9 protein-coding genes are annotated in these 16,252 nt (G+C 61.8%); 4 read left to right on the forward strand and 5 right to left on the reverse strand.

What is annotated here, in order from left to right:
* Nucleotides 1-665: 665 nt before the first annotated feature.
* Nucleotides 666-2,498, reverse strand: a complete 1,833-nt coding sequence (gene glmS, locus C7S18_RS14700) for a glutamine--fructose-6-phosphate transaminase (isomerizing) (protein ID WP_106892278.1) — start codon at nucleotides 2,496-2,498, stop codon at nucleotides 666-668.
* A 788-nt stretch (nucleotides 2,499-3,286) separates the two neighbouring features.
* Between glmS and C7S18_RS14705 the strand changes: the two genes are divergently transcribed.
* Nucleotides 3,287-4,288, forward strand: coding sequence for an NAD-dependent epimerase/dehydratase family protein (locus C7S18_RS14705; RefSeq protein ID WP_106892279.1), 1,002 nt, complete (start codon nucleotides 3,287-3,289; stop codon nucleotides 4,286-4,288).
* A gap of 152 nt (nucleotides 4,289-4,440) precedes the next feature.
* Here C7S18_RS14705 and C7S18_RS14710 read toward each other — a convergent pair whose 3' ends face one another.
* The gene (locus C7S18_RS14710) at nucleotides 4,441-5,217 is read right to left on the reverse strand and encodes a hypothetical protein (RefSeq protein ID WP_106892280.1); all 777 of its coding nucleotides are present in this window, start codon (nucleotides 5,215-5,217) and stop codon (nucleotides 4,441-4,443) included.
* Between the two features lie 129 nt (nucleotides 5,218-5,346).
* Here C7S18_RS14710 and C7S18_RS25385 point away from each other — a divergent pair, with 129 nt between their 5' ends.
* Nucleotides 5,347-6,165 (forward strand): MbtH family protein, encoded by an 819-nt coding sequence (locus tag C7S18_RS25385; protein WP_276309412.1) that lies wholly within the window; start codon nucleotides 5,347-5,349, stop codon nucleotides 6,163-6,165.
* 297 nt (nucleotides 6,166-6,462) lie between these two features.
* Nucleotides 6,463-9,012 (forward strand): DNA mismatch repair protein MutS, encoded by a 2,550-nt coding sequence (gene mutS, locus C7S18_RS14720; protein ID WP_106894046.1) that lies wholly within the window; start codon nucleotides 6,463-6,465, stop codon nucleotides 9,010-9,012.
* 39 nt (nucleotides 9,013-9,051) lie between these two features.
* Here the strand turns inward: mutS and C7S18_RS14725 are convergent, their stop codons facing one another.
* Together C7S18_RS14725 and C7S18_RS14730 are read right to left on the reverse strand one after the other, a co-directional pair.
* A complete protein-coding gene (locus C7S18_RS14725; RefSeq protein WP_106892281.1) occupies nucleotides 9,052-10,431 on the reverse strand; it encodes a DUF3999 family protein in 1,380 nt (459 codons plus the stop codon).
* Entirely contained in the window at nucleotides 10,428-13,376 is a 2,949-nt protein-coding gene (locus C7S18_RS14730; protein ID WP_106892282.1) for a DUF2339 domain-containing protein, read from the reverse strand. Before C7S18_RS14730 ends, C7S18_RS14725 begins: the two co-directional genes overlap by 4 nt.
* A 457-nt stretch (nucleotides 13,377-13,833) precedes the next feature.
* Here C7S18_RS14730 and C7S18_RS14735 point away from each other — a divergent pair, with 457 nt between their 5' ends.
* Nucleotides 13,834-14,106, forward strand: a complete 273-nt coding sequence (locus C7S18_RS14735) for a hypothetical protein (protein WP_106892283.1) — start codon at nucleotides 13,834-13,836, stop codon at nucleotides 14,104-14,106.
* Between the two features lie 190 nt (nucleotides 14,107-14,296).
* Here C7S18_RS14735 and C7S18_RS14740 read toward each other — a convergent pair whose 3' ends face one another.
* On the reverse strand, nucleotides 14,297-16,234 hold the full coding sequence (locus C7S18_RS14740; RefSeq protein ID WP_106892284.1) for an O-linked N-acetylglucosamine transferase family protein: 1,938 nt from the start codon (nucleotides 16,232-16,234) through the stop codon (nucleotides 14,297-14,299).
* Between the last annotated feature and the right edge of the window lie 18 nt (nucleotides 16,235-16,252).

Genomic DNA, 16,252 nt, shown 5'->3' on the forward strand with positions numbered 1-16,252 from the left:
CTTTCTACAGCTTCGTTAAGTGCGCATGGAAACGATGTCGCCATCTGCAACGACCTTTCGCACCGCTGTCGTAATTGCGGTGCTCTGCTCCGTCCTGGCGGCAGTGCTGCCTGCATACGGCTTCTCAGGCATTGAACCGAATGTTGCGCAGTTCACTGAGTACTCCACACACGGTGCACTCCTACCACCGGAAGCGCTCTACTGGGGTTCAATGGCGGCCGGGACAGCGAACGCAATCGGGCTCGTCGGCTTGTTCTTCTTCTGGAGCGCTGCGCGTTTTTGCTGCTCGGCAGCTTTATCGCCGCTTTACTCCTGTCTCCTTTCTCAGGGCACGGAATTCATTCTCCCTTAGAATCGTTTCTCGGCGGCATCGGAAGCATTTTTTCTGTGTGGTTGGTTTCGGTAAGCATTTGGTCGCCGCTGTCACAACGCTTCAGTTCACGCACCGTGCGCGCCTAACTACTACCGTCAGTAGCTGGGGGAGGCGTCATGGTGCCGGCCTGGAGCGCCCCGCACATTGGGAATTTTCTGAGGTTCGGCTCAGAAAAATCGGAAAAGTGGATGACCAAAGACTTGTCAATCTCGATACCGTGAAGTCCACGGCCAGCGTGCAGCTTGGTACCGCGAGTTGCCGGAAGAGATGCAGGCACCCACTCGCACCAGAATTACTCTACCGTCACACTCTTAGCCAAATTCCGCGGCTGATCCACATCGGTGCCCTTCAACACCGCAACGTGATACGACAGCAGTTGCAGGGGGATGGTGAACACGATTGGGGCGATGAGTTCGCCGCAGGGTTCGAGTTCGAGGAGGGTTTCTTGTGGGTGGGTGATGCCGCGGCTGACGCTCTTGTCGGCGAACACGATCAGCTGGCCGCCGCGGGCGCGGACTTCTTCGATGTTGCTTTTGAGTTTTTCGAGCAGGTGGTCATTCGGCGCGACGGCGATGACGGGCATGTCTTCGTCGACGAGTGCGAGGGGGCCGTGTTTCAGTTCGCCTGCCGGGTACGCTTCGGCGTGGATGTACGAGATTTCTTTGAGCTTGAGCGCGCCTTCCATCGCGATTGGGAACTGGCGGCCGCGGCCCAGGAACAGTGCGTGGTGTTTGCTCGCGAAGCGTTCGGCCAATACGCGGATTTCGGGGTCGAGCTTGAGAGCGTCGGCGACGGCTTGGGGCAGGTGCTCGAGTTGCGTCACGCCATCGCGATAGCGGGTTGCATCGAGGCCATGTTGGCGGCCGAGTTCGAGGGCGAGCAGCAGCAACGCGGTGAGTTGGGTAACGAATGCTTTCGTTGAGGCGACGCCGATTTCGGGGCCGGCGCGGGTCATCAGGCACAGGGCCGACTCGCGCACGAGGGACGATTCGGGCACGTTGCAGATCGCGAGTTCGGCGAGATAGCCGAGGCTCTTCGCCATGCGCAAGGCCGCAAGCGTATCGGCGGTTTCGCCGGATTGCGACACGGTGACGAGCAAGGTGTTCTTCGGCACGACGGGGTCGCGGTAGCGGTATTCGCTCGCGATTTCGACGGAGACCGGAATGCGCGCGAGGGCTTCGATCCAATACTTGGCGACCATCGAGGCGTGATAGCTCGAGCCACACGCGACAAACTGCACGGCTTCGGTCTGCTTCAGCAATTGCACGGCTTGCGGGCCGAAGATACCGGTCAGGATCTGGCCGTCGAGCAGGCGGCCTTCGAGTGTGTCGGCCACGGCCACGGGTTGCTCGTGGATCTCTTTCAGCATGTAGTGGCGATATTCGCCGCGCTCGACGGCATCGGCGGAGAAGTGTGCTTCTTTGACTTTGCGTTGTTGTTCGACGCCGTGGATGTCGAACACGCGGGCGCGCTCGATCGTGATTTCGGCGACATCGCCTTCTTCGAGATAGACAAAGCGGCGCGTGATGGGCAGCAGCGCGTGGATGTCGGATGCGATGTAATGCTCGCCATCACCGAGGCCCATCACCATCGGGCTGCCTTTGCGTGCGCCGATAACGCGACCTGGGTCTTGCAATGACAGCACGGCAATCGCGTAGGCGCCATGCAGACGCCTAACGACGGTCAGCACGGCGTCGAGCAGGTCTTTGCCGGCGGCTTTCTCGGCGTGCACGAGGTGGGCGATGACTTCGGTGTCGGTCTCGGATGTGAAGTCGTAGCCTTTGGCGCGCAGTTCGTCGCGCAGTTCGGCGTGGTTTTCGATGATGCCGTTGTGGACCACAGCGATTTCGTCGCGCGAGGTCATGGGGTGGGCATTGCGCTCGGCCGGTACGCCATGGGTGGCCCAGCGTGTGTGGGCGATGCCGGTGTGGCCTTGCACGCTGTGCTGCTGCTGCAACTGTTCGAGCTCGGCGACCTTGCCCTTGGCGCGCAAACGGGTGAGGCCTTGATCGGTGATCAAGGCGATTCCGGCCGAGTCGTAGCCGCGATATTCGAGCGCTTTCAGGCCGTAGATTAGGTTACCGACGACGTCCCGACGCGCTGCAATGCCAACAATTCCACACATGTTTTTTTGATCCGTGCGACCCGGAGGGCCGGCTGAGACGCACAGTGTACCGGCTTGGTTCTGACCATTCACGGCCGGGGAAAGGGCGGGATTGGGGGTGAAATGTTAGGTGGATGTTTGTTGCGTGCTGGTTTGTCGCAAGTAGCCCTCTCCCCGGCGCGCTTCCACTCGCGTGGAGGAGGGAGTTGGTGGGCTGGTCGCAAGTAGCCCTCTCCCCAGCCCTCTCCCACTCGCGTGGGAGAGGGAGTTGGTGGGCTGGTCGCAAGTAGCCCTCTCCCCAGCCCTCTCCCACTCGCGTGGGAGAGGGAGTTGGTAAGTTTGTCGCAAGTAGCCCGCTCCCCGGCCCGCTTCCACTCGCGTGGGAGTTCAGCCGCCCCTTTGGTGCGCTTATTCGCGCATCAAACTGTCGGCGGCGATGCGCGATTCTTGCGACGGCGCAGTGCGGCAAGTAGCCCTCTCCCCAGCCCTCTCCCACTCGCGTGGGAGAGGGAGTCGACTCCCTCCCCCGCGAGCGCGGTGGGGGGAGGGCCCGGGGAGGGGGTTACTTGCGGTCAGAATCGTCACCAACCGCAATTTATTGGTTATCAATACCAATGGGTTTCGGCGTGTTTGATGAGAGAGGGAGTTGGTGAGTTTGTCGCAAGTAGCCCTCTCCCCGGCCCTCTCCCACTCGCGTGGGAGAGGGAGACGTTCCCCCTCCCCCGCGATCGACCACCAGAACAACAGATCGCATCGCAACTCACTTAGATCGCTAGAATCGAGATCAACCACGCGCCCTGGAGCACTTCATGAAAATCGCCATCCTTGGTGCCACCGGCATGCTCGGTCACCACACCGCCCTCGCCTTGCAGGCAATGGGCGAAGAACTGGTTGTCTTGCATCGCGCAGGCTCCAAACTCGACCGGCTTTCGGATCTCCAATTTGAAGCACGAACGGCCGATGCCGACTACCCTTCGGCGGATCTCGCTCGGGTGTTGGCGGGGGTGGACGTGCTGATTCATGCCGCGGCCTATTACCCGCCCGAACCTCGCGCGCCGAAGGACGACGAGGCAATCGCCACCGCGCAAATGCAGCGGATTCTGGATGCCTGCCGCCAAGCAAATTGCCGGCTCGTCTATGTCGGCGGCGCGATTGCACTGGCGCGACGCCAGGACGGCCAAGCCGCAGACGAGACTCAGAGCTATTCCGAGCGGCCCAAACATCGCAGCGGCTATCTGCTCGCGAAATGGCGCATGGATCAGATGGCTCTGGCAGCAGCAGCCGCGGGTCAATGGGTCGCGATTGCGATTCCAGCGATGACGTTTGGCGCGTTTGACTATGGCCCTACGACGGGGCGGCTGATTGTTGGCATCGCCAGTGGCAAGTTTCCGCGTTACTTACCGGGCAAGCGCAATGTGATTGATGCACGCGATGCGGGTCGCGGGATTGCGCTGGTCGCCACGCGCGGCCAGAGCGGTCAACGCTACTTGCTGACCGGCACGAACATCGACATGCGAGACCTCACCGGCAAGATTGCCAAACATGCGGGCATGCCAGCCCCGAAGCCCGCGCCGCTGGCGGTGGCCACGCTGATTGCGCGGTTCAATCATTGGCGCTATCGAAGATTTGGCGGTCAAAAGCCTGATCTGGATGAGACGGCTTTGGCGATCATTACGGCTGGGCAGTTTTTGGATGGCAGCAAGGCTAAGCAGGCGCTGGGCTTTGTCGCTGAGCACGATCCGGACGCCGCAATCGCTTATGCGCTAACGTGGTTCCGAAGCGTCGGCATGCTGGCTGCTCGAACTAATTAGGGCCGGTCTGAACAAGTCCATCCTGGACTTTCAGACCCGCACTGAGTCCGGCACGTGTCCGGACTCAGTGCGCCAGAATCGAGCACTAGCGTGCTCGATTCTGGGCGGGCCATCCATGGCCCGCGTCGCCTCTGAACTTGTTCAGAGGCTCCTTAGCAATAGTCCTCGCGCTCATCGCGTCGACGCGGCGGCTCCGGCGGCATTGGCAACACGTACTTCGCCCACGCGCGCTGGCGGGCGATTTGCCATTCGACGAGCACGAATCCCACTGCGCAGATCGGGATCACCCAGCGGAGCCCGGATTCGCCGAGCTTCGAGGCAAACATCCCGGCGAACAGAAACACGTTCGCGACGACCACCACTTTGTACAGCGTCTCCAGCATCCGCACGCGTTCCAACTCCTGCGGCCGCAGTTGGTTTTTCTCGGCACAAATGCGTTGCACTTGATCGAATGCAAACCAGATTAGGCCAAGCACGATCAACAACACAGCATCCCAAGGCAGCGGAATCGGGCCTGGTCCCGCCAAGGTGCGAATCATCATCCAGGCACCGAACAGGCCGAGCCCACCGACCATGACGGCGACACTGGCGACGAAGCCGACCACGATGGTGCCGATCACGATCCGGACCCACAAACCCCCTGCCGCAGCAGTCGAATCACGCCGAGCCGATTGCAGAATCAAAGGCAGCGCCGTCGCCAGCAAGTAGCCGACAAAGACTTCGGCCGACACCGCAGCCAGTGCGGTCGCCAGCGGCCAATCCAATACGAAAACGCCGAATGGCAGCAGCGCTTGCCGAAGTACGACCGCGCCCAACCCCGAGACCAGGCGGTTCGATTCGGCATCAGGCGTAGCGGTTGGCGCGCTCATGACGCGATCATGCGCCAGCGCGCGATGCTTCTGCAAACCGAAACTGAGGAACGAATCCATCCCCTGCTTCGGCTAACAACGACAGCCAGGCATTGCGCCCCCATAGTCTCGCGCAGACGCCAACAAATGTTTTCGCGTCGCATTGTTCGGGCGCGCTATGGTCGGGAGACAGGGAAACCAGGAGGCGTGATGCGGCATCGTATTCTCATCGTTGGCACGATTGTCCTTGGCTGCACGGTTGTCGCAAGCGTGGTCGAAGCGAGCGCCTTGGCCGGCAGTCCTCAGCATCTTGTGCTGACGACCTCAATGTCGGTTCCATCCGATACGGAAGACCAGACGATCTACAAAGTGATCGTCAACCTCGAAGAGCAATTCTCGATCTGGCCTGCTTATAAAGACTTGCCGGCGGGCTGGTCGGAAGCGGGGAAGTCTGGCACCAAAGCGGAATGCCTCGAGTACATCGAAAGTGTTTGGACCGATATGCGACCCATGAGCCTGCGCAAGGCGAAGGCGGCGCAGGGACTGGAACAGCCTAAGCCCACAACGGAAGCGCCGCAGGAGAAGGCGTCTGAGGCTTCCGAGCCAGAGGGTGACGCTGCTGCCGAGGAGGCGCCAGAAGACGCTGGGACGCCGGACGAATCCGGCAGTTCGCCACCGCCGCCGCCGCCACCACCGCCGCCTCCAGCAGAGAGCGATGGTGCTGATTCGTTTGCGACCGAAGAGGCGCCGGCCGATGCTGAGGCCATAGACGACTCAGAGGATGCCGCGCTCGAAGAAAGCAACGGTGAACCTGAGTTTGACGACGAAGCCTCGGTTCCGGAGATTTCTGAAGACGGAGATAATTCGGAGTCGTATGACGATGAGGGTGACTCAGAGTCCAATGAAGACGACCTTGATGCGGCGTCTTACGAGGACGAAGGTGATTCCGAGTCCTTTGATGACGAAGGCGAGTCCGAATCCGATGATGACTTCGATGACTCGGCGTCGTACGAAGACGATGGTGCGTGAACTGATACTCGCGGTCGAAACCCACCCCGGTTGAAGTCCGGGGTGAGTTTCAAGCTGCCCGAAACCGCTCCTGGCTCTAGGCACGCGCGAAATCGGGATATCGGGCGCCCCCGAAAAACGGGGCATCACCCACAGACTGTCAGCAAATCACCCGCTTGGCCGTGGTCAGCACTGCCGGTTCCGGGCACAATGACAGGCTGGCATCACTTAACCGATGCCGCCTGCCCCTGAACCCTGTCTGATGCCGTGAACAGCAAAACCACCACCACCGAACCGTTTGCCGAACACACGCCGTTGATGCGGCAGTTTTTCCGCGCCAAGTCGGAGCATCCGGACTTGTTGTTGTTCTTTCGCATGGGCGACTTTTACGAGTTGTTCTATGACGACGCCCGCAAGGCGGCGCGGCTCTTGGATGTCACGCTGACGCAGCGCGGCTCGTCGGCAGGTCAGCCTATTCCAATGGCCGGCGTGCCGGTGCATGCGTTGGAGCCGTATCTCGCGAAACTCGTCAAGCTCGGCGAGTCCGTCGCAATTTGCGAGCAGATTGGCGACCCGGCCACGAGCAAGGGGCTGGTCGAGCGCAAAGTCGTGCGCGTGCTGACCCCGGGCACGATTACCGATGAGGCGTTGCTCGATGAGCGCCGCGATTTGTGGCTGGCCGCCCTCACGGCGCGGAACGGCCGCTATGGCTTGGCCTACGCGGATCTCGCGGGCGGCCGCTTTGTTTTGGCCGAGCACGAGAGCGAGACCGCGCTGCTCGCCGAACTGGCGCGTTTGAACCCAGCAGAATTGCTGCTCGACGAATCAGCCGAATTGCCGTTCAACAAGCTCGGTGCCGCGCGCAAGCGGCCACCTTGGCATTTCGATCGCGATGCCGCCGAGCGCGCCCTCACCGAATTCTTCAAAACACGCGATCTGAAAGGCTTCGGCTGTGCCGATCAGCATTATGCGTTGGCCGCAGCCGGTGCGCTGCTGACGTACATCAAAGAGACCCAGCGTACGCAGCTGCCGCATTTCTCGCGGCTGTCGGTGGAATCGGCCGACGAGACGATCGCGATGGACGCGGCCACGCGGCGAAATCTGGAGATTGATACGCACGCGAGTGGTCGCTTGCAGCACACGCTGTTCGGCGTGGTCGATTCGGCCGTGAGCCCAATGGGCGCGCGCCTGCTGCGTCGTTGGCTGCATCGCCCGCTGCGCACGCATGCCACGTTGCGCGCACGCCAAGTCGCGATTCAGTGTCTGATCGACCGCGGGGTACTCGAACCGCTGCGTGATCTGCTGCGCGGCATCGGCGATACCGAGCGCATTCTCGCCCGCGTGGCGCTGCGCTCGGCGCGTCCGCGCGATCTTTCGGGGCTCCGTACCGCGCTGAATCGCGCGCCTGATTTCGCGACGCTCCTCGCCGATCTGCAATGTCCGCGTTTGGACGAACTCTGCGGACAACTGGGTGATCATGCTGAGCTCGCCGATTGGTTGAATCGCGCACTCGTCGATGAGCCACCGGTGCTTGCCCGCGATGGTGGTGTGATCCGCACGGGCTTTGACGCGGAGCTCGATGAGCTTCGGGAACTGTCAATCAATGCCGATGGGTTTTTGATCGATCTCGAAGCCCGCGAGCGCGCCAGCACTGGTATCAGCACACTGCGCGTCGCGTACAACCGCGTGCACGGCTACTACATCGAGATCACGAACACGCATGCCGACAAGGTGCCGACGCACTACACGCGGCGGCAAACGGTCAAGGGCGCCGAGCGTTACATCACCGAAGAGCTGAAGCTATTCGAGGACAAAGTCCTGTCGGCGCGCGAACGCTCGTTGATGCGCGAAAAGGCACTACTGGAAGGCGTGTTCGATCGCTTGGTCAACGAGATCGAAGCCTTGAAGCAAGCCAGCGCCGCGCTTGCCGAACTGGATGTACTGGGCGCACTCGCCGAACGTGCTGAGCGTTTGAACTGGGCCTGCCCGGTACTGAGTGATGAACCGGGCATCGAAATTCGCCGCGGCCGTCACCCGGTGGTTGAAGCGGTGCGCACCGACCCGTTTGAGCCCAACGATACGGCGTTGAGCCCAGACCGGCGTATGCTGATCATCACCGGCCCAAACATGGGCGGTAAGAGCACGTATATGCGCCAAACGTGCCTGATCGTGCTGCTCGCATCGATCGGCAGTTTTGTACCGGCCGATTCGCTGCGCCTGGGGCCGATTGATCGCATGTTCACGCGCATTGGCTCGGGCGATGATCTCGCCGCGGGTCAATCGACCTTCATGGTCGAGATGAGCGAGACGGCGAACATTCTGCACAACGCGACTGAGCAAAGTCTCGTGTTAATGGACGAAGTCGGTCGCGGCACGTCCACCTACGATGGTCTGGCGCTCGCGCATGCCGCGGCAGTCCAATTGGCGACCGTCAATCGCGCCTATACGCTGTTTGCTACGCACTATTTCGAATTGACGGCGCTCGCGGGCGAGTACGAGGGCGTCGCGAATGTCCATCTTGATGCCGTCGAACATGGCGAGGCCTTGGTGTTCTTGCACGCGGTCAAGGATGGCCCGGCGGATCGGAGCTTTGGTCTCGCTGTCGCGGCACTGGCTGGCGTGCCGCGTCCGGTGATTCAGGCGGCGCGCGACAAGCTGCGTTCGCTCGAATCGAAGCGCGATCACGAGCAGGCGGCGCAGAGTTTTGTCGAGGCGACGCGGATTGATTCCAGCGCGCCGTCCCCGCATCAGTTCTCGCTCTTTGATCGGACGCCGCCCGCGCTCGAAGCGTTGAAGGCGGTGGATCCTGATTCATTGAGCCCGCGCGAGGCGCTTGAAGCGCTGTATCGCTTGAAGACGATGCTGTGACGGCGTGCTCGGCGGCGGCAATCGCTGTGGCCGCCGCGTTTACACGTCCGGCTTGTTCGACTCAGCGTCGTTCGTCTCGCGCAACATGTTGACGGCCATATAGCCGACCAGCACGGCGGCGACGAGCAACAAACTCCACAGTAACCAAGCGCGATAGTCCTGGTTCGACTTTGGTGGGACGGGCTTCAACGCCTCGGTCCCGCGCCACGGAAAGCGCGCGCCAACCTGGGCTCTTGCAGGTTGCCAGTCCTGCCCCAATTGCGCACGTACGTCTTCAACCATGTCGAGCACGGGGTAGCTTGGCCGCTGCACGCGCTGACTGCCGGCCAGCAAGGTGAGCTGGGCGGGGCCGCGCTTGGAGAACACCAGAATGTCGGGCTGATAGGCAAGTTGCAACTTGGGCGGGCTTTCGGGCGCTGGCCGCACCATCACGCGCCAGCGGCGCGCGCGCACTTCGCGAAAGCCAAGCGTGTTGCGGGCAAAACGCGCATCGTCCAACGAAATATCGTAAGACGTCATGGCGCCCTGCCCTGCCCAGTAGCCGCTACCGTCCAGACTCATCAGTTCGATCTCGCCTACCTTATCGCCGCCCAGATCGAACCGGGCACGATGAAAGCGTGCCGGTCCAGGCGCCAGATACTCGAACATATCCCATTGCGTGGCGGTACCCGCCAACGGCTGCAGGGTGGTGTCGACCCATCGCAACTCCGGCGACTCGCGCAGATCGTACTCGGCCATCACCGAGCGCACCGTGACCGATGCTGGTATGGGTGCAATCATCAGCTCCAGTTCGCGCGTGGCCTGCGGCTCCAGGACCAAGCGCACTTCGCCCGTGCGCGTATCTGCATTGAAACGCGATGCCACCTCGTCTAAGTGCAGCCACTCGCCGGCACTCGCATTGGACTCGGGCTTAGCGCTAGCCCGGACGCGAAAGGTCGCATCGGCGGGCAACTCTCGGCGATGCTCGTAATTGATGCGCAGCGCGCGAATCGGCAACACATCGGTCTGGCGCGATTGCACGAGCAACCGAATGCGCGAGCGCTCCGATGGATAGGGTGCATCGTCCGTCAGCGGCAGGCCATGCTGCAAGACAATCTCCATCGGCGTAGGCAAATCGAGCCACGCGTTCAACGACGGCTGCGGCAGAATCGACAGGGACACCGGTTGGCCCGTTGCATCGATCAGCGTCAGATCGCTCAAGTCCAGGCGCGTCAAGACCGGATACACGTCAGCCGGCACGGTCAGCTGATGCAGACTGTCGGTGCCGGTGACTTGCACCGGCCACGCATAGGCGAAATCCGGATTCGACGGCGCGGGTAATTCGTTCGGCGTCGCCACCGTTACGGCACTTGTTGACGTTGCGACGAAGGCCAGCAGGCCTGTCAGCAGGCTGGCACGCACCGTTGGGCGAATGTTCATCGCGGCGCACCTTCCTGGTCGCTTTCCGATTCGTCGTCGCCATCATCGCTCGCCACCAGCGGGATACTGGACGGCGGCATCGGCGCGAAGTAGCCGACTGCCACGAACAGAATCCCGACGGTCAGCAACGAGATGATGCTGGGCAATGTGCCAAGCAGACGCATGTCGAGCAGCAGCAGCTTCGCGACCACGACGCCGAGCACGACGGCACCAGCGATCCACATGGCCCGACGGCCACGGCTGGAGCCAATCAACATGCCGGCGATACCAAGAACCGTCCAGACAATCGACAGGGCTGCATTCGGCAGACTGTGCGTGAGCATGCTGAGCGACCAGGCCTCACCACCGTATTGATGGGTGGCGCGTAGCGTCATCAGCGTGATCTGACCAAAAATCAAGGCAGTCATGACGGTCTTGGCCGCGTACCGCGCATCGGCCGTATCGGTTTGCAGATTGAACCAGCGCCACAGCACCAGAATCGCGAACCATTGCATCAACTCGATCGGATTGAACAGCGGCACGAACGGCAGCGGTTTAGCGTCGCCTGAGCTGAACGCAAACAGGAAGAAGCCGAGGATCACCACGACTACCATGAACACGGTCGGACGAATGCGATAACTCGGGAAGGATTCATGCAGCGGCATGCCGAGCCAGTCTGCTTCGCGCAGCAACAAGGCGGTCAGCCCCAACACGGGCAGGCCGAGCGCAGCCAGGCGCCAGGCTTCGCCCAATCCTTGCAGCGCCGGCGACACATCGAATGCATGGTTGATCTGCAACAGGATCGCGACCGGCACCGCCAGCCACCAGAACGTGTGTACCCAGCCCAAGCCCAAAGGCCAAGGCGATCGCAAGGTCCACAAGCTCAGCAGGCCGATCAGGAAGTAGGCACTCATCGTGTACAGACCTGTCTCGCTGAACGGCGCACTGTGCCGCGCGGTGCTGACCATGACCCAGATTACGGCCGTAGCGAGGATGAACATGGTCGGCCAGCCGAGACTCGGAACCTTCAAGCCGCGGCGCGCGAGCGCGAAGATCAGCCCGCTGACCGCCAGAAAACCGATCAGCACGTCCGGGCGATGATCCCAAATCAGCATGCGGTCGATTTCCATGAAGCCCAGGCCAAACCACCATGTGGCGGACCACAGCACCAGCATGGGCGACAGCACGTTACCGCTGCTGCGCCGCTGATACATCGTGGCCGAGAATACGCCCGCCAACGCGATCATCAGTCCGGTCATGGTGATGCGATTCAAGATGAGTGGCGCATCGCTTGGCAACGCACCGCCAACCAGCAACGAGATGCCCGCCATGAACTGCAGCAAGAGGCCCACCCAGCGGAGGCGACGTTGATCCTGAGACAAGCCCAACCAGACCATCGCGGCGCCTTCGATCGCCCAGAATGCGGCCGTCGTGCGGGCACTGAAGGCCAGCGGAATCACCAGGGTCGCAAAGACCAGGCTCAAGCCGGCGTAGGCTTTGCGCCAACGCGCCAATTGCGCATGGCGCCACACAAACACCGACAGCGCGGCATAAATAATGGCCATCACCAGGGCCGACAGCGCGAGCTGGTCACGATTCGGACTGAGCAGCGCGGTTTGCAAACCAAACGCGACCAATGGCGTCCCGAATACGAGCGTGCCATCGACGATGTCGCGGCGGTCTGGATCTTGATTGCGCAAGGCTGGCAACAATGGAATTGCCAGGTACAACAGGAAGAACGCAATCAGGAACGGCTCGGTGGTGTTGAACAACTCGGGGCGATAGGAGTCGTCGCCCCAGAGTGAGCCGATGACAAACGTGAATACAAAGCCCAGTACGTTCAACACGCGCCAGCCGCGATACCAGCTGACCGCCAGGATGCCGGTGTTGAGCACCAAATAATACGAGAACAGCGCGACGTGATTGCCGCTTCCGGTTGAAACCAGAATCGGGGCAGCGAAGCCACCGATCAGTGCGAAGACCGCAAGCCCGAGCGAGCGCTGGGTGATCGCGAGAATCGTGCCGCTGAACACCAACAAAAACAGCAGCGCGAACGCCATGGCAGGTTGCAGCAAGTGATACATGTGGTACGCAGCGAAGACGGTCAACTGCAGCACCGCAATCGCGCCGCCTTGCAGATTCAACGCAAAGACGCGTCGACGCACGCGCTCCCGCCAGCCGAGCCACAACGCCGCGATGGCGCCAGCGGCGACGCCCGCAAGACGGAGTTCGATCGGAAACGTCAGCCAGCCTTGCTTGGACGCAAAGCGGAAAAATGCGCCCAGTGCGATCAGCACGAGCACGATGCCGACCTTGGCGACCCAGTTGCCTTCAATCAGCCAACGCCAGGCATCGGCACCAAAACCGGTCGCGGGCGCTACGGGCTCGCGTGGGCGTGGTGGCGGCGCCTGCGGGCGGCTTTGTGCAGCCGCCGGTGCAGATGCTTGGGCCGGCGTGTCTGCGAAATCGAGCGGCGGCGGCGTTTCGCCGCGGCGCGTCAACAGCGGCGCGCGGGCGCGACTCGGCGCTTGATTAGGCGTCTCTGCCGGCAGCGTTGCCGCGGCTTCTGATGCGGCCTCAGCGGCCAGTTGCGCGAGCGAGATCGGCGTCGGATCAATCGGCACGCCCCGATCGTCAACCGCGGCCCAAGTCGTCGGCGCAGTAGCGGGATGCGCAGGCTCGCGACTTGGCGCCGGAACCGGTGTCGGCGCAACGGGCGCGGTCGGCTTAGGCGCCACTTCCTTCTCGGCTTGCGGATGCGCCGCCCACTGACTGACCGCCAACAGGCGCCGGTGCAGATCGGCAACTTTCTGCTCCAGCGACCCCACCCGACTTCTCAGGTTGATCCAGCTACCGAGCAGCGCACCGACCACCGCGCCCATGAAAAAGCCGAGCCCTTCCGCCTCGATCGCCGCGGCACAAATCAAGCCGGCGATCGCACCCATGAAACCAAACAGCCAAGCCATTCTGTTCTCCCAGTCCTGCCCCGAGCATGACAACAATGTGAAGACTTATGCCAGCTTGCCCCCTGCGGTCGCAAGTTTTGCACCCGGGCGGCGCGTCCGGTGGCCACAAGTTGCCTCGCCATGAAAACGAGACGCTTGCCGACTGGGGTCACCGCGCGTCACCCTGCCCCGAATCTGCCCTTTTCCGACCGGTCGGCCCGTCGCGAGGCGCCACCACGTGCGGCAACGGATGCCCAAATGCGTCACATACAAACTGTGAACTGCTTCACTCTATTCAGAATCCGCTGCACTTGCTGGGAATTCGATACAAAGCCGTTTCAGAGTGTTTCACCAGCGTTGCAATCGGCCCGTAGATCGACGTTTTGTTACCTGAAATCAGCAGTTTGCGTGTGTTAAGGATTCGGCACCGCCTTGGGCACGATTCTTGTTTTGGAGCAAAAACCCTGAGATTTGAGCCATGCAGACCGCCTTCCGATCCCGACTCCGCTTCGAAGCCAATACCGCCCCGGAACCAGCCGACATCGTGATTCTGCACCTGATCGACAAATACCAGGGTCGGCCTCGAAGCATGAGCGCTCATTTTGACGACGGCGTTTGGCGCTGCGCGGAAACCGGCAATGAGATCGACGAGTTCCAGGCCATGCTGATGGGCTGGACACCGAAGAGCCCTGAGCAAGAGGCCAAGTACCGGCGAATCTGCGATACCGGCCAGTACATGATTGTGCAGTAGGTCCGACTGCCGATCAGCCGAGCGAAACGCGCGACGCGTGCTTGATGGCTTTTGGCGAGATCGAAACTCACCCCGGATCAAGTCCGGGGTGACGAATCGCGGGGATGTGCGGCGAGGCCCAATGGGATGCCTCATCTGCCCAGAAGATCACGCCAACCTCGTCAATTTGTGCGATTGACAGCGTCTTGGGTCAGTCATCCACGGAAACCGTATCCAACCAATCCGCAAACGCCGAATGTGTGTCGTGATGCGCGAACAGGCGATGCTTGCGTTCACGCACACGCGTGGTCAACGCGGCACGATAGGACGCGTCGGTCGCCACACGCGTTGCGATTTCGATGTAGTCATCAACATCGGCCGCCAACAATTCTGGCAACTCCAGCAATTGCAGCATGGCCGCGGTATGGCGGGCGCGCATCAATTTGCCCGGCAACGACACGATGGGTCGATCTTGGGCAAAGCCCTCGAATGCGGTGACACCGCCTGACCAACCCAGCGCATCCAGCAGGAAATCAGCCTGTCCTTGCAGCGCATGGAAATCGGCGGGCGACAATCGTGGATGAATGACGATGCGCTCGGCAAAATCCACGCCGTAATGGACACACGCCGACTCAAGTCGCGCGCGCAGCAGTTCGAAACCATCACCCGTGGCCGCCGGTGTCAGGTGCAGATCCAGATTCGGCGCCTTGGCGAGCAAGCGCGCAAACACGGCATCGTGCTCGGGACCAAGTTTGGCCCACATCTGCGCGCACAACGCGATCACCCGCCCGGGTCGGCGCGGCAACTGGGCTTGGCTCGAACCGAAGCTCGGCATCTCAAACGCGCAGCCCAAACCCGGCAGACCATAGAGGCGCTCAACGTAGTGGGTGCTGCCATCCGCGGGTTCCATCAGCGCTGAGCTCAAGTACCAGTCAACGGTCGACAAACCGGAGCTGATCGGATGCCCCCACATCATGGCTTGCACCGGCGCAAGGCGCAGTGCCGCCAAAGCGTGCGTGATTGCATTCATCCCGAGGTCGGGATAGATCAACACATCGCAATCGAGCGCAGCGATGCGCTTGGCCCAGTGCGCTAAATCACCGTCGCCATCGTGATAGGCCGACAATCCCTGACGGGCGCGTTCCACCCATTCGTCACGATACGTATTGGGACAAATGCCGATCACTTCAAAACGCCGCGGATCTAACCCGAGGAACAACGGCAGAAACAACTTGCTGATCGAATGTTGGCGGAAGTAGCGCGTGACGATGCCAATGCGACGGCGGCTTCGGCTGATATGGCGCCGACTCGTTTGCAGTGCCCCCAGCGCCGGACGCGCGAGACGTTGCAGCAACACGCCGAATTGCGCGAGATCATCGCGAAAGGCCTCGCCCAGATACGCGAGATAGAAGTTGGGCTGCGACGTCAGCACCTCAAGATTCTCGGCGGCACGCTCCGCCGATTCCACTGGCAAGGCCAAAAGCTGTTGCAGCCGTGCGCGCCAACGGGCCAGGAAACGCTGCTGATCAACGGCATCGCGCATATTGCGCCGATCCGGAGTCAGCATGCTGAGCCAGAGCGCGGGCACGCTGTCTGGTGCGATCGTCAGCGCCTGATTCACGGCGTCGTGCACCGGTTCGTAGTCCCCGGCCTCCAGATAGAGCCTCGCCGCTGCCAGCCACGCCGACACACACTGCGGCATCGCGTTGCACCAGCGTGCTGCGAGTTGCATCTGAGCATCTCTGGTCGCCCCCGACCGGGTCGCGAGCCAGAGCAGCAAGCCCCAGATTTCCGGACGATCAGCACGGCAGACCAACGCGCGGTCGGCCGCCTCTTGCGCGCTTGCCCAGTCGGCTGACTGCGCCCGCACACGGGCCAAATTGAGCCACGCCTCAAACTCGTTCGGAAACCGCATCGTCAGCACTTCGAACAACAGGGCTGCCGACGCCAATGCCCCGGCCTGAGCAGCCTGCTGACCTTTCTGGATCAGCGCCTGCGTCGCCAGCGCTTCGGTTGCGGCAGTCAGTTGTGCCGCGCGGCTCACAGCGTCTGAGTTGCCGAGCCCGGCGATCGCTTGTTCGGCGCGCTGCCATTCATTGGCAGCGAGCGCCGTCAGCCAGGGTCGAAGACCAGCACTGGCTGAGTTCACGAGAGTGACCAGCCAAGC

The organism is Ahniella affigens, from assembly GCF_003015185.1.
In the GTDB taxonomy this organism is placed as follows: domain Bacteria; phylum Pseudomonadota; class Gammaproteobacteria; order Xanthomonadales; family Ahniellaceae; genus Ahniella; species Ahniella affigens.